This is a genomic window from Mucilaginibacter straminoryzae, from assembly GCF_022953055.1.
Classification (GTDB): Bacteria; Bacteroidota; Bacteroidia; order Sphingobacteriales; family Sphingobacteriaceae; genus Mucilaginibacter; species Mucilaginibacter straminoryzae.
Map to the genome: position 1 here is coordinate 161,149 of NZ_JALJEJ010000004.1, position 23,071 is coordinate 184,219.

General features: G+C 45.3%; 19 protein-coding genes. 6 read left to right on the forward strand and 13 right to left on the reverse strand.

Going from position 1 to position 23,071, the window contains the following annotated elements:
* Positions 1–293: 293 nt before the first annotated feature.
* Positions 294–2,210: an ABC-F family ATP-binding cassette domain-containing protein gene (locus MUY27_RS10215; RefSeq protein WP_245129921.1), complete on the reverse strand. Its 1,917-nt coding sequence runs from the start codon at positions 2,208–2,210 to the stop codon at positions 294–296.
* Positions 2,211–2,415: 205 nt separating this feature from the next.
* Positions 2,416–3,177, reverse strand: a complete 762-nt coding sequence (locus tag MUY27_RS10220; protein ID WP_245129922.1) for an SGNH/GDSL hydrolase family protein — start codon at positions 3,175–3,177, stop codon at positions 2,416–2,418.
* Positions 3,178–3,389: 212 nt separating this feature from the next.
* Between MUY27_RS10220 and lepB the strand changes: the two genes are divergently transcribed.
* Both lepB and MUY27_RS10230 read left to right on the forward strand, forming a co-directional pair.
* Entirely contained in the window at positions 3,390–4,484 is a 1,095-nt protein-coding gene (lepB, locus tag MUY27_RS10225; RefSeq protein ID WP_245129923.1) for a signal peptidase I, read from the forward strand.
* A gap of 54 nt (positions 4,485–4,538) precedes the next feature.
* The gene (locus MUY27_RS10230; RefSeq protein ID WP_245129924.1) at positions 4,539–4,730 is read left to right on the forward strand and encodes a hypothetical protein; all 192 of its coding nucleotides are present in this window, start codon (positions 4,539–4,541) and stop codon (positions 4,728–4,730) included.
* Here MUY27_RS10230 and holA read toward each other — a convergent pair whose 3' ends face one another.
* Complete coding sequence (gene holA, locus MUY27_RS10235) at positions 4,731–5,753, reverse strand: DNA polymerase III subunit delta (protein ID WP_245130242.1); 1,023 nt, start codon at positions 5,751–5,753, stop codon at positions 4,731–4,733.
* A gap of 102 nt (positions 5,754–5,855) precedes the next feature.
* Here holA and MUY27_RS10240 point away from each other — a divergent pair, with 102 nt between their 5' ends.
* Positions 5,856–6,308 (forward strand): type I restriction enzyme HsdR N-terminal domain-containing protein, encoded by a 453-nt coding sequence (locus MUY27_RS10240; protein ID WP_245129925.1) that lies wholly within the window; start codon positions 5,856–5,858, stop codon positions 6,306–6,308.
* Here MUY27_RS10240 and MUY27_RS10245 read toward each other — a convergent pair whose 3' ends face one another.
* Together MUY27_RS10245 and MUY27_RS10250 are read right to left on the reverse strand one after the other, a co-directional pair.
* Positions 6,309–8,150: a response regulator gene (locus MUY27_RS10245; RefSeq protein ID WP_245129926.1), complete on the reverse strand. Its 1,842-nt coding sequence runs from the start codon at positions 8,148–8,150 to the stop codon at positions 6,309–6,311.
* A 92-nt stretch (positions 8,151–8,242) separates the two neighbouring features.
* Positions 8,243–10,912, reverse strand: a complete 2,670-nt coding sequence (locus MUY27_RS10250) for a valine--tRNA ligase (protein ID WP_245129927.1) — start codon at positions 10,910–10,912, stop codon at positions 8,243–8,245.
* Between the two features lie 352 nt (positions 10,913–11,264).
* Here MUY27_RS10250 and MUY27_RS10255 point away from each other — a divergent pair, with 352 nt between their 5' ends.
* Positions 11,265–13,322, forward strand: coding sequence for a M13 family metallopeptidase (locus tag MUY27_RS10255; RefSeq protein ID WP_245129928.1), 2,058 nt, complete (start codon positions 11,265–11,267; stop codon positions 13,320–13,322).
* A gap of 338 nt (positions 13,323–13,660) precedes the next feature.
* On the opposite strand, the gene MUY27_RS10260 is transcribed toward MUY27_RS10255, so the two are convergent.
* The 8 genes from MUY27_RS10260 to MUY27_RS10295 form a co-directional block, all read right to left on the reverse strand.
* Entirely contained in the window at positions 13,661–14,365 is a 705-nt protein-coding gene (locus MUY27_RS10260; protein ID WP_245129929.1) for a hypothetical protein, read from the reverse strand.
* Positions 14,366–14,387: 22 nt separating this feature from the next.
* Complete coding sequence (locus MUY27_RS10265) at positions 14,388–15,896, reverse strand: outer membrane beta-barrel protein (protein WP_245129930.1); 1,509 nt, start codon at positions 15,894–15,896, stop codon at positions 14,388–14,390.
* Complete coding sequence (locus tag MUY27_RS10270) at positions 15,886–16,443, reverse strand: RNA polymerase sigma factor (RefSeq protein WP_245129931.1); 558 nt, start codon at positions 16,441–16,443, stop codon at positions 15,886–15,888. Before MUY27_RS10270 ends, MUY27_RS10265 begins: the two co-directional genes overlap by 11 nt.
* A gap of 165 nt (positions 16,444–16,608) precedes the next feature.
* The gene (locus MUY27_RS10275) at positions 16,609–17,046 is read right to left on the reverse strand and encodes a hypothetical protein (protein WP_245129932.1); all 438 of its coding nucleotides are present in this window, start codon (positions 17,044–17,046) and stop codon (positions 16,609–16,611) included.
* Positions 17,047–17,121: 75 nt separating this feature from the next.
* Complete coding sequence (gene mazG / locus MUY27_RS10280) at positions 17,122–17,925, reverse strand: nucleoside triphosphate pyrophosphohydrolase (protein ID WP_245129933.1); 804 nt, start codon at positions 17,923–17,925, stop codon at positions 17,122–17,124.
* Positions 17,926–18,013: 88 nt separating this feature from the next.
* A complete protein-coding gene (gene mnmC2, locus MUY27_RS10285) occupies positions 18,014–18,700 on the reverse strand; it encodes a tRNA (5-methylaminomethyl-2-thiouridine)(34)-methyltransferase MnmC2 (protein WP_245129934.1) in 687 nt (228 codons plus the stop codon).
* Positions 18,701–18,706: 6 nt separating this feature from the next.
* The gene (locus tag MUY27_RS10290; RefSeq protein WP_245129935.1) at positions 18,707–20,050 is read right to left on the reverse strand and encodes an MBL fold metallo-hydrolase; all 1,344 of its coding nucleotides are present in this window, start codon (positions 20,048–20,050) and stop codon (positions 18,707–18,709) included.
* A 63-nt stretch (positions 20,051–20,113) separates the two neighbouring features.
* Positions 20,114–21,334 (reverse strand): ABC transporter permease, encoded by a 1,221-nt coding sequence (locus MUY27_RS10295; RefSeq protein WP_245129936.1) that lies wholly within the window; start codon positions 21,332–21,334, stop codon positions 20,114–20,116.
* Positions 21,335–21,422: 88 nt separating this feature from the next.
* Between MUY27_RS10295 and MUY27_RS10300 the strand changes: the two genes are divergently transcribed.
* Both MUY27_RS10300 and MUY27_RS10305 read left to right on the forward strand, forming a co-directional pair.
* Positions 21,423–22,673, forward strand: coding sequence for an exo-beta-N-acetylmuramidase NamZ family protein (locus tag MUY27_RS10300; RefSeq protein WP_245129937.1), 1,251 nt, complete (start codon positions 21,423–21,425; stop codon positions 22,671–22,673).
* Positions 22,674–22,712: 39 nt separating this feature from the next.
* Positions 22,713–23,063 (forward strand): four helix bundle protein, encoded by a 351-nt coding sequence (locus MUY27_RS10305; RefSeq protein ID WP_245129938.1) that lies wholly within the window; start codon positions 22,713–22,715, stop codon positions 23,061–23,063.
* Positions 23,064–23,071 lie beyond the last annotated feature (8 nt).

Here is a 23,071-nt window from a genome sequence, read left to right on the forward strand (position 1 = left end):
CGTTCCTTCTCGCAATGACATTTCTACTTTAATTTCTTTTGTTCTTTATTTTAAAACAGCTGTCATTGCGAGACCTTGAAAAGGTCGTGGCAATCTGGGCCAATTGTGATTATTCGTTGAGATTGCTTCGTCGTTCCTTCTCGCAATGACATTTCTACTTTAATTTCTTTTGTTCTTTATTTTAAAACAGCTGTCATTGCGAGACCTTGAAAAGGTCGTGGCAATCTGGGCCGATTGTACTTATCTGTTAAGATTGCTTCGTCGTTCCTCCTCGCAATGACATCAAAGCAAAGCTACGCTTCCAGTTCCATAATCTGCTCGGCCAGTGTCTCCCACTGCTGCTGTAGTAGTTTTAGCTGATTCTGCTTTTGCTGATACCCGCTGTTGGTATCCGCAAGCTTTGCCTGATCATTAAATACGGCAGGATCTGCCAGCTTTTCTTCATACTGCTTCACTTCCTTTTCGAGGGCAGCGATTTGGTCTTCCATTTTTTGCAGATCGCTGTTCAGTTTTTTCAGCTGCTTGCTTTTGTCTTCAGAGGGTTGTTGCTGCTTAGGCGCTTCTTTCTTTTCTTCCTTCTTTGGCGCAGATGCAGCGGCTTTAGGCTGAACTTTCCTTTTAGCCATCCATTCTTCGTACTCTACATACGTACCCGGATATTCCTTGATCTTCTGGTCTTCAATAAACCATATCTTATTGGCAATATTTGCCAGAAAGTGACGGTCGTGCGATACGGCAATCACCGTTCCTTCATACTGCTGTAGGGCCTGGATCAGGATATTTACCGATTGCATATCCAGGTGGTTGGTAGGCTCATCCAGAATCAGGAAGTTAGCGTCAGCAGTCAATGCCTTAGCCAATGCCACACGCGACTTCTCGCCACCGGATAACACCCTGATCTTTTTGAACACATCATCGCCTGTAAACAGGAAGCTACCCAAAATTGAACGCAATTCAGTTTCGGTATGTCGTGGCGCAAAAGCCTGCAACTCTGCCAGGATTTCGTTATCCAGATGCAGCGATTCCAACTGGTGCTGCGCAAAGAAGGTTTTGGTTACGTTATAACCAGTATCCGCTTTACCGGTAAACTCGTGGTCTGTCCCTGCAATAATTCTCAATAAGGTTGACTTACCACGTCCGTTCGCACCGATCAGCGCAATTTTGTCGCCTTTTTCAATTACAGCATCTGAGTGGCTTAAGATCTGAAGATTAGGGTAGCTTTTACTCAGATCTTCAATGTTTACTACATTTCGACCGGATTGCTTGCTGAACTTGAAAGTGAAGTTTACCGTTGGGTTATCATCATCCACATCATCCACACGGTCCATCTTTTCCAGCATCTTGATGCGCGACTGCGCCATTTTAGCTTTAGAAGCCTTCGCCCGGAAACGTTCGATCAGTCTTTCTTCCTGCTTGATTTTGGCCTGCTGGTTTTTATACTCCCCGCGCTGGATTTCTTCACGCAGGGCTTTCTCTTCCAGGTAGAAGGTATAGTTACCAGCGTAAACAGTTAACTTCCCTTTGCGAGATTCCACCGTGCGGTTAATTACCTTGTCGAGGAACCAGCGGTCGTGTGATACGATGACGATGGCACCTTCAAAGTTACGCAGGTATTCTTCCAGCCACTGGATCGATGGTAAGTCTAAGTGGTTGGTAGGCTCATCGAGCAGCAGGATGTCCGGTGCCTGTAACAGAATTTTAGCCAGCATTACACGCATACGCCATCCACCAGAAAAGGTGCTGAGCTTACGATGTGTATCTTCTTCGGTAAAACCCAGACCTGCTAAAATCTCATGCGCTTTGTATTCGATATTATAACCATCGAGCGATTCAAACTCGTGCTGTTTATCGCTCAGTTTATTCAGTAAATCTTCGCTATAGTCGGTTTCCAGCTTTTTTAGCAGGTTTTCAATCTCGGTATGCAGCTGGTTTTGGCGTTCGAATGCTTCCATTGCCACATGCAGGATAGATTTTTCTGAAGCATAAGACAGCAGATCCTGATTTAAATAACCAATGGTCAGGTCTTTAGACTTTGAAATAGAACCAGAGGTGGGCGTATAGTCACCAACGATCAACTTCAGTAAGGTAGTTTTACCGGTACCGTTAGCACCGATCAGGCCTATTTTTTCCCCGGGTTTAATATGCCAGTTGGCTTCGTCATAAAGAGCTCTCGCACCAATCTCGAACGTAAGGTTATTTATAGCAATCATTTACATACAAAGATACCCTTTTGAGCGTCAAGAGGCAAGAGACAGGAATCAAGAAACAAGAGACAAGATTTACATAGAGTTAATGGCAACTAAAAAAGCCAGTAAGCAAATTTCTCGCTCCCTGGCTCTCTATTTTCTAACGCGATAAAATAAGACAAAGGAAACAAGGTCCTGCTTCTTGTCTCTAATATCTTGCTTCTAAAAACTAACCCTTAATTGTTTCCAGCCAGGCGTGGCCCATCAGGTTAGCACCTGCCACGCTTGGGTGTACGCCGTCTGTAGTCCAGTAACTGCCGGGGGCCAGTTCAAGAGCCTTATTAAAGATAGATTGATAAGGAATAAACACGGCATTATATTGTTGTGCAATTTCCTTTGCTGCTACCCGGTATTCGTCAAAAGTGGGGTACCATTTATCGTCAACGGCTTTTACGTCTTTTAACGCGAACGGTTCGCCAATAATCAGTTTAACGTCCGGCAGCGCTTGTTTGGTTCTGTCAAGCAAGGCCGCATAATCTTTTCGATAAGTATCTATGGTGCCTTTGTAGCCGCCGGTTAAGGTATGCCAGAAATCATTAACACCAATTAAAATACTCAGCACGTTTGGCTTCAGCGCCAGGCAGTCGTCATTCCAGCGATCTGCCAACTGGTAAACCTTGTTCCCGCTGATGCCTTTGTTATAAACCTGTAAGGCTTTAGTCGGATATTTGTAAAGCAACCCACCGCCTACTACAGCAGCATAACCATTACCTAAAGCGCCGGAACTGTTAGGCACTGTCTGCTTTTTGTCGCGGCCCCAATCGGTAATAGAATCTCCCTGCAGCAGGATCACATCCTTTTCGTTCAGTTCTACCTTCTTTTTCAGGCTGCTTTCTGCAAAAGCAGAGGTAATAATGGCAGGCACGGTAACTGCCGCTAAGCCCGCAGTAACAGCTTTGGTAAGGAAATCGCGGCGACTATCCAGTTTCATGATAATTGTAGATTTAACATGGTTTTTAAGAGCGTCTAATATAAATATTGTTTGTGAACACGTAGGCGCTAAAAGCAAAAAGTGAATAATCTCGCCTTATTGTTACAGCCTCCCTTGTTCATACTACATACCCTGATGCTAAAACTTTCATTTACTGTAACAAAGCAGCTTTCGCACACTCTAATTTTTAAACCTAATAAACAACCGGACTGATGAAATGGAACTTTTTTAAGAAGCAGACAGTAGTTAGCAAGCCTAAAAAGAGTAAAGCACGTGAATGGGCCGATGCCCTTTTATTCGCCGTGGTGGCCTCTTCTATCATTCGCGGATTATTATTTTCTGCGTATGCTATTCCCTCCGGCTCTATGGAAAGTTCGCTGCTTACCGGCGATTACCTGTTTGTTAGCAAACTTAACTACGGCCCCAGGATGCCTATTACGCCAATAGCTATTCCTTTTACCGAGTCAACCGTTTTCAACAACAGCATAAAAACTTATTGGGACAAGCTGCAGCTCCCCTACTACCGTTTACCGGGCCTTTCAGAAGTAAAACGGGGCGATGTAGTGGTATTCAACTACCCGCCAGATACGGCTAAACCGGTTGATATGCGCGTGCATTATATTAAGCGTTGCCAGGCCTTGCCCGGCGACGTGCTCACCATTGTCAACTCCCAGGTATATGCCAACGGCGTTGCCGTTAAAAATGCGCCAAAAGCACAAACCTCTTACCTGGTGGTAACCGACGGCCGACCGCTTAATCCCGAATTATTGCAGCAACTGCACGTAGAAATATTTCGCCAGCCAACAGAAGATAGTTACGAGATGATCATCCCTAATGAGTCCTTACAGGCGGTGAAAAAGATATCTAACGTTAAATCGATGGAAGCCGTGGTGGAACCAAAAGGCTTGTATGATCCGGGAATATTCCCACACCAGGCGCTTTACAAATGGAACCAGGATAACTTCGGTCCGCTTACTGTTCCTAAAAAAGGCTGGAAAATCCGCCTGACGGATTCTACCGCTACGCTTTACGCAACTACCATCAGCGCGTACGAACATCATCATATTACAAAGAAAGGAAGCCAATATTTTGTAGACCAAAAACCGGCTACAGATTATACTTTCTCGCAAAACTATTACTGGATGATGGGCGATAACCGCCATAATTCAGAAGACTCCCGCGTATGGGGTTTTGTGCCCGAAGATCACATCGTAGGTAAAGCGATGATCACCTGGATGAGTATCGATAGCACAGGAAGCTTCCTCGATAAAATTCGCTGGAACCGCATATTAAGGCCGATACATTAATTGGCATAAACATTCTTCATCTTCTTGGTGTTACAGCTAAATAAACCCGAGAAGATGAAGAACGGCTTATTTGAATATGGCGATGCGGTAATTATAACCGCTACAGATGAAAAGGGAATTGTGAACGCACAACAGTTTAACGACGATGATGCGGTAGAAGTAAAACTGCAATCTGGCGTGATACAGCAGTTTAATACAGACGATCTGGAGTTCGACCTGGATTATCAGCCCGATACCGGCGAATGATCAGTGCAGAATCTTGAAAAGCAGCTCTTTCATTAGCTCGCCATGCGTAGCAGCTGAATCGAGACCTTTTGTTTTCAGATCGTACTCACGCAGTAAACTGATCACCTGCATGCTTTTCCCGTAATCGTAGCTGCGGGCGGCTTGTTCATAATCCTTTACAAAGTACGGGCTAACACCCAACTCGCGCGCCACATTCTGCTGCGAGCGGTCTTTAAGATAGTGCCACTGTAAAATTTTACTGAAGTAGCTGTACAGGTTGGCCAGTATCACTACAATGGGGTTTGATTTTGGATTAGCCTCGAAGTAATTGATGATCTGGTTTGCCTTCACCACGTCTTTACGTGCAAGCGCCGCTTGCAACTCAAAAACGTTGTACTCTTTGCTGATGCCGATATTATCCTGAATCTGCTTAAGGGTGATCTCCTGCCCTTCTGCAATGTTCAGCATCAGTTTATCCAGTTCGTTGGCAATTTTAGAAAGATCGTTCCCCAGATACTCGGCAAGCATATTTGCGGCCTGCGAACTTATCTTGTATTTCTTATCAACCACGTAACCTTCTATCCAGCCGGGAATCTTATTATCATACAACGTTGCCGATTCAAAGATCAGTCCCGTCTTTTCAATCGCTTTATAAGCCTTCTTACGTTTATCGAATTTGCCGTACTTGTAGCAGAAAACAAGGATGGTACTTGGCAGTGGGCTTTCCAGATAGCTCTGTAAAGGATTAATGCTTTTCTTATCGTCATCATCCTTACCCCATTTCAAATCCTGCGCTTCCTTAACCAATACCACCTGGTAGTCGGCCATCATGGGGTAGCGTTTGGCCGCGTTCAGCACCGTCATCATCTCGGTATCCTTACCATACAGCACCGTTTGGTTAAAGCCCTTTTCATGTTCGGGCAGCAGCTGGTGCTCTATGTAATCGCTTACCACGTCAATGAAATACGGCTCCTCGCCGTGTAACAGGTAAACGGGCTTATATTTACGGTTTTTAAGATCTTTAAGGATATCTGCAGCAGTCATACCAATCTGGTGCAAATTACAAATAATGCAGGTAGGTTGTGCAGCTTTCCTAAATTTTAACATCCCCGTCCGGGTGCTGGTTTTTAGCTTAACTTTGCCTTCGTGAGCGTATTGCAGCCCCTTAATTTACCACCCTATCCTTTTAAAATAAGGGATGACGGAAGCCGTCTGCTGCTGTTTGACGAGATCAGGAAGAAAGAACTGGTTTTAACACCAGAAGAATGGGTACGTCAACATTTCGTACAGTACCTGATCAATCAAAAAGGCTACCCCAAAACGCTGATCAAATTAGAAGGCGGATTGAAACTGAACGGACTGGCCAAACGGTCGGACATTGTGGTTTACAATTCGCTTGGTGAGAAAATTCTACTGGTAGAATGCAAAGCCCCTGGGGTGAAGATAGACCAGCAGGTTTTCGACCAGGCGGCAAGATATAACATGGTACACCGGTTGCCGCTGCTTGCCGTAACCAATGGCCTCAGTCATTATTATTGCCGGATTGATTTTAGTGAAGAACGCTATGCTTTTTTGCCCGAACTGCCCGCTTACCGGTAATTAGGCTACGGTGGTTAGTTCCAGCATCTTATCGCGCAGGTCTTCCGGCTTAAATGGTTTAGAGATATAATCATTCATACCCGCGCTAAAAATCTGTTCGCGGATGTCTACCAGCGCAGATGCGGTAAGCGCGACTATTGGCACGTTAGATTTGCGGCTGTCCGGCAGCTTCCTTATTTCTTTTGAAGCATCAAAGCCATTCATTACCGGCATTTGAAGGTCCATCAGTATAATATCGAAATTACCATATTGCACCAGTTCAACTGCCCGTGCACCGTTCTCTGCAAACGTAGGCGTAATATCCCACTTAGAAAGCAGCTTCTTCATCAGCATCACGTTCACCGGGTTATCCTCTGCAATAAGCACCTTAATTTCACTTAACACACCTGCTGACTGTTCTGCCGTAGGTACAGGAGCGGGTTCCACCTGCTGCTTTGCTTGTATTTGCTGTACCACCGGCTTTTTAACCTCCTGATCTGTGGGCACCGGGAATTGCATATTGAATGAGAATTCAGACCCCACGTTCACCTTGGTATCCACATACATATTTACGCCCTGCAGTTCCAGCAATTGTTTTACAATAGCCAGTCCTAAACCGGTGCCGCCATACTGCCGGGTAATGGTCATGGATTCCTGCGCAAAAGGCTGGAAGATGTTCGCCAGGTTTTCTTTCTTAATACCAATACCGGTATCCTTAATCGAAAAACTAATGGTGATGGTATTGTGACGATCTTCTATACAGGCTGCCTTCACCCAAATGTTACCCTTATCGGTAAACTTAATGGCATTGCTCACCAGGTTAAAGATTACCTGCGTTAACCGCGTAGGGTCACCAATGATGGTCCTATGTTTTAGCGATTCGTCTATCTGCAAATGAAAATTCAAGCCTTTCTCATTTGCTTTGATATTCTGGCTTCCGCAGATGTTGTGCAGCAATTCGGCCAGGTTAAAACGGATATTCTCGAACTCTAACTTACCCGACTCGATCTTGTTAAAGTCGAGCACGTCATTCACAATAGCCAACAAGTTGCTGGCAGAAAACTTCAATATTTCCAGGTTCTCTTTCTGATCATGGCGTGGGTTGTTCATCATCAGCAAGTTGGACATACCAATCACTGCGTTCAGCGGGGTACGAATCTCGTGCGACATGGTCGACAGGAATTCAGACTTCGCCTGCGATGATTTCTCTGCTTTATTGATCGCACTTTCCATCTGCGCGTTCAATTGCGATTGCTTCTCGCTGGTTTGCTTCAGCTGCCTGATGTTCTTTAAAAAAGCGCCGTAAAAATGGCTGTGGATGAAAATGATCAGGATGAAATTGGCCAATACGGCAATGATGGTCACAGAATCATCTACCTTTTCTGGCTTGAAGTTGATGATGTAACCGCTGTGGTATTCCAGCACCATAAAGGCCAGCACCGGGATGATATTTACCAGTGAGTAAAACAAGCCGAAACTTTGGCCCAACATGTAAAAGCTAAACAGTACGATGATCAGGATGAGCTGTAGGGTAACCAGGTTTACGGTCTGCAACACCACGTACACATTTGCCAGGTTAGCAACGGTGATCAGGATGAGCAGTACATGCGCAATACGCCGCCAATCTGCACGCCAGGTTAAGTATTTAAAAAGGGCTAACAGGATAAGTGAAGCCCCCTGTGCCATATATAAAGAAAGATTGCTTCCCTGTGCACCGAAAGTAATCATCAACGCAATTACCGCAATAAAAGCCAGCCATAAGCCATAATAAAGCAGGCGAATACGGGCAACGTCGAGAATCGAATGATCCTTGCGTATGATCTGCTTTAACGATAAATTTAAAAAACCTGGTTTATGCGACATATTGGCCGATGCAAAAGGGAGCTAACCTTAAAAATAGCGGAATAATGTTACGATAACAAGGTCCACTATTTTTAAGCATTAACTATTTGCAATTAGCCTGCCAAAACGTTCAGATTTTCTTCGATGGCTTTTATTTTGGCTTCTGCATCGGCGCGTTTGCGCTGCTCATTCTCTACAATCTCTGGTTTGGCATTCTGCACAAAACGCTCGTTGCTTAACTTGGCGTTTACAGATTTAAGGAAGCCATGCAGGTATTCCAGTTCTTTTTGCAAACGTTCACGTTCGGCATCTACATCTATATTTTCGTTCAGCGGCACGTAGAACTCGTCTGTAAGTACCATAAAGCCTGCCGCCCCGGCAACCTGTTCTGACACCATGCTTACCTCGCTGATGTTTCCGAGCTTGCAGATCATTTCTTTATAAGCCGGATAGTCGACAACCGAATTATGACGGATATTTAATTCCAGCGCATCTTTCGGAGAGATCTGTTTGGTGTTCCTGATATTTCTGATACCCGAGATTACCTGCTTAATTGCTTCAACCTCTTGTAAAACCTGTGGATTAATTTCTACAAAAACGGGCATTTTCGCCACAATACAACAGTCCATTTCCGCACGGGTTCCGAAGATCTCGTCGTGCCATAGCTCCTCGGTAAGGAAAGGCATAAATGGATGCAACAGCTTTAAAATATCTTCAAAAAAGGATACGGTAGCTTTATACGTTTGCTGATCGATGGGCTGCTGGTAACCCGGCTTCACCATCTCCAGGTACCATGCGCAAAAATCGTCCCATACAAGTTTATAAGTGGCCATCAGCGCTTCTGATAGGCGGTACTGGCCGAAGTTATCGTTAATTTCCTGCAGTGCTTCGCTGAACCGGCTGCTAAACCAGTTCACCGCTTTATCATTTACAAAAGGAAGGCTTTCATCTACAGACCATCCCTTTACCAGCCTGAACGCGTTCCACACTTTGTTAGCGAAGTTACGGCCCTGTTCGCAATAGCTTTCGTCGAACATCAGGTCGTTACCTGCCGGTGAAGAAAGTAGGATACCTACACGAACGCCGTCTGCACCATACTTTTCTATCAGTCCAAGCGGGTCGGGCGAGTTGCCTAAAGATTTAGACATTTTACGGCCCAACTTATCCCGTACAATACCGGTCAGGTACACGTTTGTAAAAGGTTTCTTTCCGCGGAATTCGTGCCCGGCCATAATCATCCGGGCCACCCAGAAGAATAAAATCTCCGGCGCGGTTACCAGGTCATTTGTCGGATAGTAATAGTTGATGTCTGCACCGTCCGGGTTTTTAAAGCCATCAAATACAGATATTGGCCACAACCATGAAGAGAACCAGGTATCTACCACGTCTTCTTCCTGGCTGATGGATTGATAAGCAATACCTGCTTTCTCAAATTCGGTTTTCGCCTCTGCTTCGGTTTTGGCTACCACCCATTGGCCTTTCTCGTTATACCAGGCCGGTATGCGCTGCCCCCACCATAGCTGGCGGCTGATACACCAGTCCTGAACGTTTTCCATCCAGTGGCGATAGGTATTCACAAACTTATCGGGGATCAGTTTTACCTCGCCATCTAACACATAACCCAGCGCTGGCTTAGCCATTTCGCCCATTTTACAAAACCACTGCATAGAAAGTCGCGGCTCGATAACAGCGTCAGTACGTTCAGAAAAACCGATCTGCGATTTATAATCTTCTACTTTCTCCAGCGAACCGGCTTCTTCCAGCAATACGGCTATTTTCTTACGCGCCGCAAAGCGGTCTTCGCCTACCAGTATCTGCGCCTTCTCATTCAGGGTACCGTCATCATTCAGGATATCGATCACTTCCAGGTGATGTTTCTGGCCGAGCTGATAATCGTTCAGATCGTGCGCCGGTGTAACTTTCAAACAACCGGTACCAAATTCCATCTCTACGTATTCGTCTTCAATGATCGGTATTTCGCGGTTGATCAGCGGGATCATCGCTTTCCTACCTTTCAAATGCGTATAACGCGGATCGTTCGGGTTGATACAAATAGCCGAGTCCGCCATGATCGTTTCCGGACGGGTGGTGGCGATGATGAGGTAGTTGCGAGTTACAAGTTGCGAGTTGTCAGTATTTTCATCACTGGTAGCTGGCAACTGGTCACCCGCAATCTCATACCTTATATAATAAAGTTTCTGATTTACCTCTTTGCGGATTACTTCTTCGTCAGAAACCGCAGTTTTCCCCTGCGGGTCCCAGTTTACCATCCGCACACCACGGTAGATCCATCCTTTTTTATACAGGTGGATAAAGGTATCAATTACCGCTTCAGACAGATCATCCTCCATGGTAAAGCGGGTACGGTCCCAATCGCAGGAAGCACCCAGTTTTTTCAGCTGATCAAGGATGATACCGCCATACTTCTCTTTCCACTCCCAGGCATACTTCAAGAATTCTTCTCGGGTAAGGTCTTTCTTGCTGATACCTTGCTCTTTCAGCATCGCCACTACTTTAGCTTCGGTCGCGATACTGGCATGGTCTGTACCTGGTACCCAGCACGCATTTTTCCCCTGCATACGGGCACGGCGGATCAGTACATCCTGTATGGTATTATTTAACATATGTCCCATGTGCAGCACCCCGGTGACGTTTGGCGGCGGGATGACGATGGTGTAAGGCTCGCGTTCGTCCGGTACAGAACGGAAAAATTTATGCGTTAACCAGTAACTATACCACTTGTCTTCTGCTTCTTTGGGTTGATATGTTTTTGAAATACTCATAAGCTGCAAAAATAAGGTTTTGTACCGAGAGTCCATAGATGATAGACCGTGGACGATGGATAAAAGACTAAAGACGACTATGGACCATAGACGATGGACAATAGATCATCGACTACAACCTATCTACTATAGATTATGTATAACAAACGATGGACTATGGTCTATTAGCCAATCCCAAGTCCCACAAAATTTTTACACTTGTTTTATTCCTCTTTTAATATTTAAAAATGCGTTTAGAAGCCTTAACGAAATATTTTTCGGGCCTTGCTACAATTCGCGTCCCTCGCCACAGACTTTTCTCTTGCACAGCACCTTAATATTTTATTAACTTCAAATTTTCTTTAAATAATTCATGAAATCGAAATTAACTTACTTGATGCTTGCAGGCGCATTTTGCATGTCTGCAAACGCATTCGCATCGGGCGATGGGACAAACCCGAAACCAAATCCGCCACAGAAATTTATTGATCCGGCCAACATGGATCCATCTGTAAAACCGGGCGACGACTTTTTTGAATACGCTAACGGCGGCTGGTTAAAAAACAATACTATCCCCGCCAAAGAAACCCGCTGGGGCAGCTTCAGCATCCTGGCAGAGGAAAACAACAAAAAGCTAAGAACTATTCTGAAAGAAGTTAGCGCGCAGAAAGGCCTTCCTAAAGGCAGCGTAAAGCAGCGCGTAGCAGACTTGTATGCCAGCGGCATGGACACCGTAACCATTGAAAAAAGAGGTTATGAGCCTATTAAGGGTGATTTAGCACGTGTAGATAAAATTAAGGATCTGAACGGCGTTGTTAATGAACTGGTTTATCAGCGCGTAAATGGTGTGGGCAGCCCGCTGTTCCGTTTTGGTGTCGGACAAGATTCCAAACATCCTGATAAATATATCACCAGCATGGGCCAGGGTGGCACCAGCCTTCCAGACCGTGATTATTACCTGGTAGATAATGCCCGTAACAAAAAGGTATTAGATGCTTATAAAACTTACCTGACTACCCTTTTCTCTTTAACCGGTACAGACCAGGCTACTGCAGAAAAAAATGCAGCTACAATTATCCGCATCGAAACCGAATTGGCTAAACTGCAAATGAGCCGCGTAGCCATGCGCGACCCTAATAAAACTTATAACAAGTTCTCTGTTGCAGACTTCAGCAAAACTACCCCGCACCTGAACTGGGTAACCTTGTTGCCTGAATTAAAGATCAAAGGCCAGGACAGCATCCTGGTGGCACAGCCAGATTTTATGAAGAGTGCTGATGCCATGCTGGCAAGCGTTCCGGTTGAAGACTGGAAAGTTTACCTGAAAGGCTATGTGCTGCGCGGTTCCGCTACAGAACTAAGCTCGCCGTTCAGCAAAGCTGCATTTAACTTCAGCAGTGTATTGAGTGGACAGAAAGTTCAGGCCCCGCGCGAAGAGCGTATGGCACAGATGGTAAATGGTTCTTTAGGTGAACTGCTGGGCCAGCTTTATGTAGAGAAATACTTTACCCCTGCTGCAAAGCAATATATGGTTAACCTGGTGAACAACCTGAAAGGCGTGTTAGGCGGCCGCATCCAGCGTTTAGACTGGATGACACCAGAGACCAAGGCGCGTGCGCTTAAAAAGCTGAACGCTTTTACCGTTAAAATAGGCTACCCTGACAAATGGGAAGCTTATAACGGCGTTACCATTGCCCGTAATGATTATTATGGCAACCTGGAGCGTATTTCTATCTGGGGTTATAATGAAATGGTGAGCCACCTGGGCAAACCGGTAGATAAAACCCGCTGGGGTATGACACCGCCGACCGTTAACGCTTACTACAGCCCTGTTAATAACGAGATTGTGTTCCCTGCCGGTATCCTTCAATTCCCTTTCTTTGACTTTAATGCTGATGATGCGATCAATTACGGTGGTATCGGTGCGGTAATCGGCCACGAAATGACCCATGGTTTTGACGATCAGGGCCGTCAGTTTGATGCCGACGGCAGCCTGCGCGACTGGTGGAAGAAAGAAGATGCCGACAAGTTTAAAACCCGTGCGGATGCGGTAGTAGATCAGTACAATCATTACACCGTCCTGGACACCATGCACGTAAACGGCCGTTTAACTTTGGGCGAAAACCTGGCCGACCTTGGCGGTCTGAATATCGCTTACGAAGCCTTCAAGAAAACAAAAGAAGGACAATCTGGTGCAAAAATCGATGGATTTACGCCAGATCAACGATTCTTCTTATCTTGGGCTCAGGTTTGGAGAAGTTTACAGCGTCCGGAATCGGCTGCTTCACGTATCTTAACAGATCCGCACTCTCCGGAACAATATCGTACCAACGCACCTTTAACTAATATTGATGCATGGTACCAGGCATTTGACGTTAAACCAGGCGATAAAATGTACAAGAAGCCTGAAGACCGTATTAAGGTTTGGTAAAAAATACCGGGTCTTAATTTTTAAATCCCAGAAGCCTCCGACAAAGTTCGGGGGCTTTGTTGTTTAAACCGGACGGCCCAAGCGTTAGAAAGCTACTTGGCAAGCGTAACTACGCTCAAAGCCAGTATGGCAAACAACAGGGACACAGTAACGAAGGCCCCAAACCATAAGAATAATTTCAGAGACGTTTTCATATGGTAAACATACAGCAAGTAATCTGTTGGCTACCCCGTTAAAACACCCACTTTTGACAAGATAATACACAAGTAACGCCAGAGGTAGCATTTACAAATCGACAATCGCTCCTTTTTAGTCAGCCTATCAATTTATGGAAAGCCTTAATTAAGTGCATAGCTTAACCCCAATCTAAAAAGTTGACTGTATGCTCCACCCTCTATTGAAGTTACACTACTCTTGTTCAAATTTGTTAAGCCGCGTGCATAGCTAAAATCCAGCCCCACCCGCTTGTAGGTGAGGGCCAGTGCGGGCTTTACACGCCAATCTGTGAAACGCCCCCTGCTGGCTGTTTGGTTTATGGGCGCACCCGTTGTACCCGCTTTAAACGTTTCTGTACTTTGCACTGCAAAAGCAGCCTCGGCGCCAACAGTAAGTTCAACGGCTAATTGGTTAAATTCAAAATGCCTGCCCAGGTATGGGTTTAGGTTAAAGTAATCATTGTTAAAATAATCACTGCCGCGCGAAGGAGAAACAGGGTCAGGTATGATTACATTCGTATTCTCGCTCTTGATTTTATCGTAACCTATTTTTAAGCCGGTTACTACATCTGCACTGTTATGTCCCTGCAACTGCATAAAGAACCCGTAGCTGGCAGTTGTTTTGACACTAAAGGGGTTTGCTACAAAATAGGCTTGATCCCCGGATTTTACAGTGCGCACGGTACTGTTTGCTGCAGCGGAGCCCAAATGATTGAACAACACACCGGAAACGCCGACAGAAAACTGGGCATAAGCAAAAGTATTAAACAGAAAACAAAGAGAAAAAGCACAGGCAATGCGGAACAAGATAGATGGTATAGGTTTCATTATATTACTGGTAGCAAAAATACTATTTAGAAGCAGATTTAAAGTTAAGTTTTAGATTTATTCCGCCTGCACCGAACCGGATGTCCTGCGATCCTAATCCACCAAGGGGATATTTCAAAAACGGTTCGACGATGAGCCGGTTATATTTACCAAGCGGATAGCCCACGCCAAAAGATAGGTTCAGTGTCCGGGCAAAGTCAAAGGTGTTAAAATGTTGTTTCGTAGTGCTCTCCTGCTGCGTAGTGCTCAAACTATTGAAACCGCTTCCAACAGTAACAAAGCTGGCGTAGCTATTCGGGTAATCAAGCGTAGACCGGTAGGTCTCATTGATGTACGTTCCGGAACTAATACCCGCCATAACGTAGGTATCTGACTTTTGAGGGTTAAACTGGTATTTAAAGTTGATAGGAATATCCAGGCCAACTAAAACAGCACTCGCATTTTTCACCGATGGCGAAACTGCAGGCGCTGCCAGGAAACTTGCCGGGCTGGCAGCATAACTTGCGCTGACTGCCGCCGCCGCGGCTTTCTGATTCACCGCATTAGGAACACTAGCCGCGTTATCAAACCGTAAACTGTTCTGTGCGATAGCCAGGCCGGTAGACAGTTTCAGGTTATTGGTAATGCTGAAATCGGAAGTTAATCCACCACCCAGGTTAACATCGTTACTGCTGCTGCCTTTTGCATAGTTAAAGTAAGTAGCTGCATAAACAGCAATAGATATTTTCTTTTTTGCAGGATGATCTTCTGTTTGTTTGCGCGCCCTGGCCGCATCCTCACGTGCCTTATCATCAGCTATCATTTTCAACATGGCCGCGGCTGTATTACCAGCCGGTTGAGCGCTGGCGGCAACACTTGTTTTCACAATATTGTTGTCACCTGCAAAAGCCGTTTGCCCTGAATCTGCCACAGACTTTTCGCCAGCAGCAACAACAGTCTTCAACACGCCAGCACTATTTGCAGTGGATTGAGGTGCAAGCCCAACAATTTTTTGCCCCTCTGTAACTACATCAACCTTACTTCCAGCGAACTTTTCATCAGGGGCATAGGCTTGTATTGATGACTGCTGCTTATTAGGGCCCTCAGCAAACAATACATTGCTTCCCGATTTTGATACTGTAGCATATTTCCCATCCATGTAATTTGAACCTGCCTGCGAAGGATAAGTTTTTCCCGTATTGGTGATTTTTGATTTCTCTTGATCTGCCGTACTATCCTCAGCCGAAGCAGAGTTTTTCTTCCCGTTGTCCGCCAGGTTAACCTCACTATCCGGCTGCGGTGTAATTGCGGGTTTACTTTTATGCTGAACTACATTTTGCACTTCCTGCTGCGGGTATAAAAACCACAAACCGATTGCCACCAGGAAAAGCGCGGCCACGCCATACCACCACAGCGGGATGATCCGACGCTTCTTTTCTTCGGGAAAACGCTGCCGCAACAGTTCCCACCCGGCATCAGCAGAAGCATCCTCGTAATTATCGAATACTTCGCGGATCCGGTCCCTGAGTTCGTTATCCAGGTTATCCTCCATATTCTTTTGCTTCTGTATTGATCAAATTCCTTAATTTTTCTTTTGCCCGGCTCAAATACACCCGCGACGAACTTGCCGGGATATCCAGCATTTCGGCTATCTCATCATGGCTGTAACCATCTATCTCATACAGGTTAAAAATCGTCCGTTGAATGGCAGGCAGCAGCTCCATCATCTTCAGAATATCATTCACATTCAATCGCCCCAGGGGCTGATTGCTTCCCGGTAAGTGCATGGTGTGGTCTAACTCCAGGTTCAACTGGTGTTTCATATCCTTGCGCCGCCTGTCAATGGCTGTATTCACTACAATTGTTCTTAACCAAGCCTTAAATACCTTACCGGTGTCGTAGGTATTTATGGCATTAAACACTTTTATAAAAGCATCATTAACCGCTTCCAAAGCATCGTCCCTGTTAAAGCTATACCGCAAACTGATACCCATGGCGTAGCCATAGAACTGCTTATAAAGCAATTCCTGATGCTTCAGGCTACCTTTTTTACATTGACTGATCAGTACTTCCTCAGCCATGCCACGGTTATTTTGCATTAATCAGATTGTTGGCTCCGGCTGATGTTTAGCTCCTAATAAAAGCCATTACGATAAAGCGCCGGGGAACGCTACAGTGACAGGTTATTTTTTTCTAAATATACAATTAAGCCAAAAAGCCTGTACATCAAATGCACAGGCGAATTTGGTTGCGAGTAACTTTAATTAATTCTTTTTCAGCTCGTAAACATAAGCCATGGTATCGGCAAATGTAGTGTAGAACTGTAGCTGGGTACCGTTATACGCATACGGATAGTAACCATTTAAATGGATCTTGCTGCCCGGCGCAACGCCTGTTTTAGGCACGGTAGCATCGCTGAATAAAATATACGTACCGTTAAGGGCAAAATCGCCATAGCTTCCTGCATGCAGGGTAGTGGTATCGCCTGTCACTTTATAGCCCGTGGCAGTGCTCATATCAATGGTTATATTGATTTTTTTTGTAGTATCATAAGCGCCTGAGGTGACGTTTCTTTTTAACACTTTAAACTTGCCGGCAAAAGTTCCGGTGGGTACCGGTACCGGGGTAGAATCTGAACTGCTTTTCATACAGCTGCCTAAAGCCATAATAGCAAAAGGTAATAAGTAGATTAATTTACGCATACACTATTCTTCGTTATCTAATTTATCTACGTTACGCGGTAAGTTTGCGTTACGCTACAACTGACTTAAAAAATTCTATAATTTCTTCGCCTCGTTCCAATACACATCCATTTCTGATAGTGTCATATCATGCAACTGGCGATCATTTTCGCGCGCCTTATCTTCCAGATAAGTGAAGCGTTTAATAAACTTGCGATTGGTTTTCTCCAGCGCATCTTCCGGATTGATGTTAATAAACCTGGCATAATTGATCAGCGAAAACAGCAGGTCGCCGAATTCACTTTCTGCTTTCTCCTGGTCTATCGATTCGCCATCGGCAACATTAAACTCATCGCGGAATTCTTTGATCTCTTCTTCTACCTTTTCCCAAACCTGCTCTTTGTTTTCCCAGTCGAAACCTACCCCGCGGGCCTTCTCCTGGATACGGGAAGCTTTCACCAAAGCAGGCAATGAAGCAGGTACGCCACCCAATACAGAGCGGTTACCTTCTTTCAGCTTGATCTGCTCCCAGTTACGTTTCACATCTTGCTCATCATTCACCTCCGTATCGCTATAAATATGCGGGTGCCGGTTGATCAGCTTATCACAAATGCCGTTTAGCACGCTTGTAATATTAAACTCGTTAGTTTCCGAGCCGATTTTGGCATAAAAAACCAGGTGCAGCATAATATCGCCAAGTTCCTTGCGGATCTCATCCATATCGCCACTCAAAATGGCGTCAGAAAGTTCATAGGTTTCTTCGATGGTGAGGTGACGCAGGCTTTCCATCGTCTGCTTTTTATCCCACGGACAATTAGCGCGAAGATCATTCATGATGGTCAGCAGCCGTTCAAAAGCGCCTGCTGGGGTGTGCGATGTAACCGGAGGTGTTAAAGCCATAGGTAAAAATTTACTGCAAAAATAGGATTTATTATCCCATTGCTGGTGCAGCCTCCTATTAATACGAAAACCTATGGCAAAAATTGTATCAGCGCTTAATTGCGCGCAGCATTTCGCGCTTACCCGGCGCTCCCGGCACCTTTTCCACCTTGAAATCCAGCGCTTTAAGCGTACGTTTCAGGTTGCCGGTAATGGCATAGGTTACAAATACACCGCCCGGTTTCATAAACTTAACAGTATGACTAATAGCCTCTTCGTTCCACATCTCTGGCTGGTGAATAGCTGCGAACGCATCAAAATATACCACGTCGAACTTTCGTGAAGTTTCAAAATCAGTCAGTAGCCGGGTATCGATGTTCAGCTCCACGTTTGGATATAACTGCGTAGTTCCCTGCAAAGCCTGTCGATAGGACTGGTTAAAGGCTTGCCACGTCTCTGCGGAAACATACGCATCATAACCCGTTCCTGCAATCATTTCAGCTAATAGCGGGTAGGCTTCTATACCCGTATAATTCAATTGAAGGTTATTGGCAGTACAATAATCCGCAGTGAGCAGAAAATTTAGCCCCGTACCAAAGCCAACCTCCAGTATACTTACTTCCGGTACTGTCTTGTCCTGCAAAAAATATTTCAACCCGGCATCCAGAAAAACGTGTTTACTTTCCTGCAATGCGCCATGCTTGGAATGATAGTGCTCCCCAACCTGCGGGTTAAAGATGGTTTTAGAACCATCTGCCGTGGTAACGATAGTCAATTCGGGCTGCTGCACTTCCATTTCTTTTTAACCTTTTGCAGCGTAGTTTACGATTGCATCACTGAGGTCGTAAACGGGCACTGCGGTAATTTCGGCGGCAATGATACTGCTGGCCGCTGCGGAACGATAACCTGCTGCGCAATGCACTACGATAGGTTTATCAGTAGGTATCTCGCCAACGCGTTCCCTCAGCTCGGGTAATGGAATAGTTAGGGCCTGATCGAAAATCCTGGCGTGGTTAATCTCATTCCAGTTACGTACGTCAACAATGGTATAATTTTGCTGGTGTTGCTTAAAATCTTCTTCGTTAAAGCCAGCCGAGGTAGCTGTTGCCGTTGCCGGGGTTAGCAATGCGCCTTTGATATTCTTTTCGTAACCAATTTTAGCCGCCTTGTTAATAGCTTCCTCTAACTGGTGTTCGGTCGATCCGATTAAATAAAACGTTTCATTGGGCGACAAAACCGCGCCTAACCAGGTTTCTATCTTGCCGTTCAGTTGTATATTGAACGAACCGGGAACATGCCCTTTCTTAAACTCGCCTTCGGGGCGTACATCCACTAAGATAATGCCTTCTTCTAACGCAGCATCGAGGTTTAAACGGGGAATTTCCGCTATACTTTCTTTAAAACCCGGTGCTCCCTGTTTGTTCAATTCTACGTCGTAACCAAAATATTTGGGCATAAAAGGCTGATCGGTGGTCAGCATCTGTACAAACTTCAACTCGTCCATCAGTTGCAGGGCGTAATTCTCACGCAACTCCTTACCGATAGTACTTTGTAAATCCGGGCTCATGCTTTTGCCACAGAGCGAACCGGGGCCGTGGGCAGGATAAACGATCACATCCTCGGGCAAGGTCATTAATTTTTCCCTGGTAGAATGGTACATCTGCCTCGCCAGTTCTTCTTTCTTTGCAGTGATATTCCCCACGTTTTCGCGAAGATCCGGGCGACCGACATCCCCTGCAAATAAGGTATCACCGGTGAATATTGCGGTACGTTTACCTGTTTCGTCTTCCACCAAAATACAGATAGAGTCTGGCGAGTGGCCAGGTGTATTAATGGCAATCAGCTTGATGTCATTCAACTTAATTTCATCCCCTTCGTCAAAAGTCTGATGCGGATAGGCTGCGCCTGCCAGTTTGCTGATATAAATGGTAGCGCCTGTCTGCTCATGAATTTCCAGGTGCGAACTCACAAAATCTGCATGCGGGTGGGTTTCAATTACTCCCACAATATCCGCTTCGTGAAGCGAAGCAAAATCGTAATACGGCTGCGGGTCGCGGGCAGGGTCGATCACAATCATTTTACCTGCGCGGAGCACTGCGTAAGAAGCATGTGCCAAACCCTTATCATAGAACTGGTTGATTAACATTGCCGCAAAGATAATTCTATTACGCGAATGTTAGAAAGCCCCTGGCTTCACCGGCTTGTCACTTTATTTAAAACGGATGGCCTTTACCGGCGCTATACGTGTAACCAGCAGGGACGGGATAATCAGCACCAATAGACAGATGAACAAAGTACCCGCGTTCAACAATACTACGTCCGTAACGGTAAACTGCACCGGTACAAAGCGCATGTAGTATGATGCTGCATCCAGCGTTAAGAAGTGGGTTTTCTGCTGAAATAGACCGATGCCTACTCCCAACAAATTACCAAGCAGCAGGCCAACGCCAATCAGGTAAGCGGCATTATAAAGGAATATTTTTTGGATAGCCCAGCTTTTTGCCCCAAGGGCTTTCAACATACCTATCATTGAGGTACGTTCCAGGATCATGATGAGCAATGCAGAGATCATGTTGATCAAAGCGACAGCGATCATCAGCACCAGTAAAACCTGCGTATTGACATCTAACAAGTCGAGCCAGCCAAATATAGTTGGGTAGGTTTCGTATATGTCGTAAGAGCGCAGATATGGCGGCAGCAGGTCGTTAAGCTTGTTCGAAGTAAACCTTAATGTTTCAAAATCTTTCACCCAGATCTCGTACCCACCGATCTGATCCGGCTTCCAGTTGTTCAACCTGCGAATTACGGAAAGATCGGCCACTACAAAGGTTTTATCTACCTCGTCTAACCCGGTATTAAATATGCCAGCGATGGTAAATTTACGCTTGCGCAATGGTTCCTGCACAAAATACATAATGAAGTCGTCGCCGGCCTTCAGCTTCAGCCTGTCGGCCGTGTAACGCGAGATCAGCACCTGTTTAGAGGCGGTAACCGAATCCTTAAAATCAATCACCTTACCCTGCTCCAGGGCCGATTTAAAGAACGCCCAGTTATAGGTTTTGTCCACCCCCTTCAATACCACGCCTTCAATTTCATCGTTCGCACGGATAATCCCTGCTTTAGTAGCGAAGGGCATTACCTCGGCTACATTTTTTTCTTTTGCCGCCCGTGCTGCAAAATGGCTGCTATCTGCAAAAGGCGAGTTCTCGTACGAGTTATTGTTATCAAACTTTACCACCTGTACATCGCCGGAAAAGCCCCTTACCTTCTCGCGGATCTGCTGCTTAAAGCCTTTTACTATCGCTACAGAAAGGATCATGACACAGAGGCTGAGCATAATACCGATAATGGCGATCCGTACAATAAGCTTGGAAAAGGTCCGCTTGGATTGAAAAGTAATTCTGGCTGCTATGAATGACGAAAAACTCAATTGAAGGTTGTTTTTTGTACTTTCGCAAATATGCGGTTTTGCTGTTAAATACAGCGCAGGCCAAAATTGTTTCTATCGATACGCCTTTATGAAAAATACGTTCTTCGCCACACTCGTGCTGTGCCTTGCCTTCGGCGTTACAAAAGCCAATTATGCAACAGAAGGTGATGTTTTTAAACAAAAACCGACGTCAGCAAAAAAAGTTATCCGTCAAAAAACTACTGTGCCCATAATCACAGGTGCGGACCAAACCGATCTGTATATAGATTATCTGAAAGGCAAAAACGTGGGCATGGTGGTGAACCAGACTTCAGTAATCGGTAAAAGCCTGACACCCAGCCCCGACAGTTTACTGAAGCGTGGCGTGTTGATTAAAAAGATCTTCGGCCCTGAACATGGGTTTCGCGGCAATGCGGCCAATGGTGCAAGGGTAGCCGACGAAATTGATGCAAAAACAGGCGTCCCGGTAGTTTCGCTGTATGGCAAGCATTACAAACCTACGGATGAAGACCTGAAAGGATTAGATATCATTGTTTTCGACATCCAGGACGTAGGCACCCGCTTTTACACCTACATCTCTACCCTGCATTATGTAATGGAAGCCTGCGCAGAACACAACGTAGAGTTGATGATCCTTGATCGGCCGAACCCTAACGGCTACCTGGTGGATGGCCCGGTAATGACGGATACTACTTATAAGTCTTTCGTAGGGATGCACCCCATCCCGGCAGCCCATGGCATGACGATAGGTGAATATGCCCAAATGATCAACGGCGAAGGGTGGTTGAAGAACAAGGTTAAATGCCAGCTTAAGGTGATTAAATTAGCCAACTACAAGCATAACATGGCCTACCAACTACCGGTTTGGCCATCACCAAATCTGAACAGCCAACTGTCGATCTTGCTGTATCCCAGCATCTGTTTGTTTGAAGGGACTACGCTAAGCTTAGGACGCGGAACGCAATTCCCGTTCACTGTGGTGGGACATCCATCACTCAAAGGCAAATACACTTTCTCGTTTACGCCGATCAGCATTCCGGGCGTGAGCGATAACCCACCGCTAAAAGGGCAGACCTGCTACGGGATAGACCTGCGAAATTTTGATGCAAAAAAGTTAGTAGAAAGTAAAAAATTAAATTTGGCGTGGTTGATCGAATTATACAAAGCTTTCCCGGATAAAAGTCATTTCTTTAATGCGTATATTAACAAACTGTGGGGCTCAGAGGAGCTAAGGAAGCAAGTTGAAGCCGGGAAAACCGAGAGCGAGATCAGGCAGAGCTGGGAACCGGCGCTGAGCCGCTTCAAAGAAATGCGGAAGAAGTATCTTTTGTATCAATAGTTAATAGTTCATGGAAGGTAGTTCATAGCAATTAAACAAATGGCATTCAGATTTGAGGATTTACACGTATGGAAAAAGGCCTTGGAGTTGGATAGCCGAATTAATCTACTTACAAAGACTTTCCCCAATGATGAGCTATTTGTGTTAACAGCACAAATTAAACGAGCTACAGATTCCGTTGTATTGAATATAGCGGAGGGTTCAACAGGCCAAACAAAAAAGGTATTTAAAGTATTCTTGTCATACGCTTTAAGATCAGCTATTGAAGTGGTAAGCTGCTTGTTTATCGCGCGAGAAAGAGGATTTATAGACAGTCGAAATTTTAAGGAATTATATAATGATTACGAGGAACTGGTAAAAATGCTTACAGCATTAAGAAAATCATTTTGATTGCTATG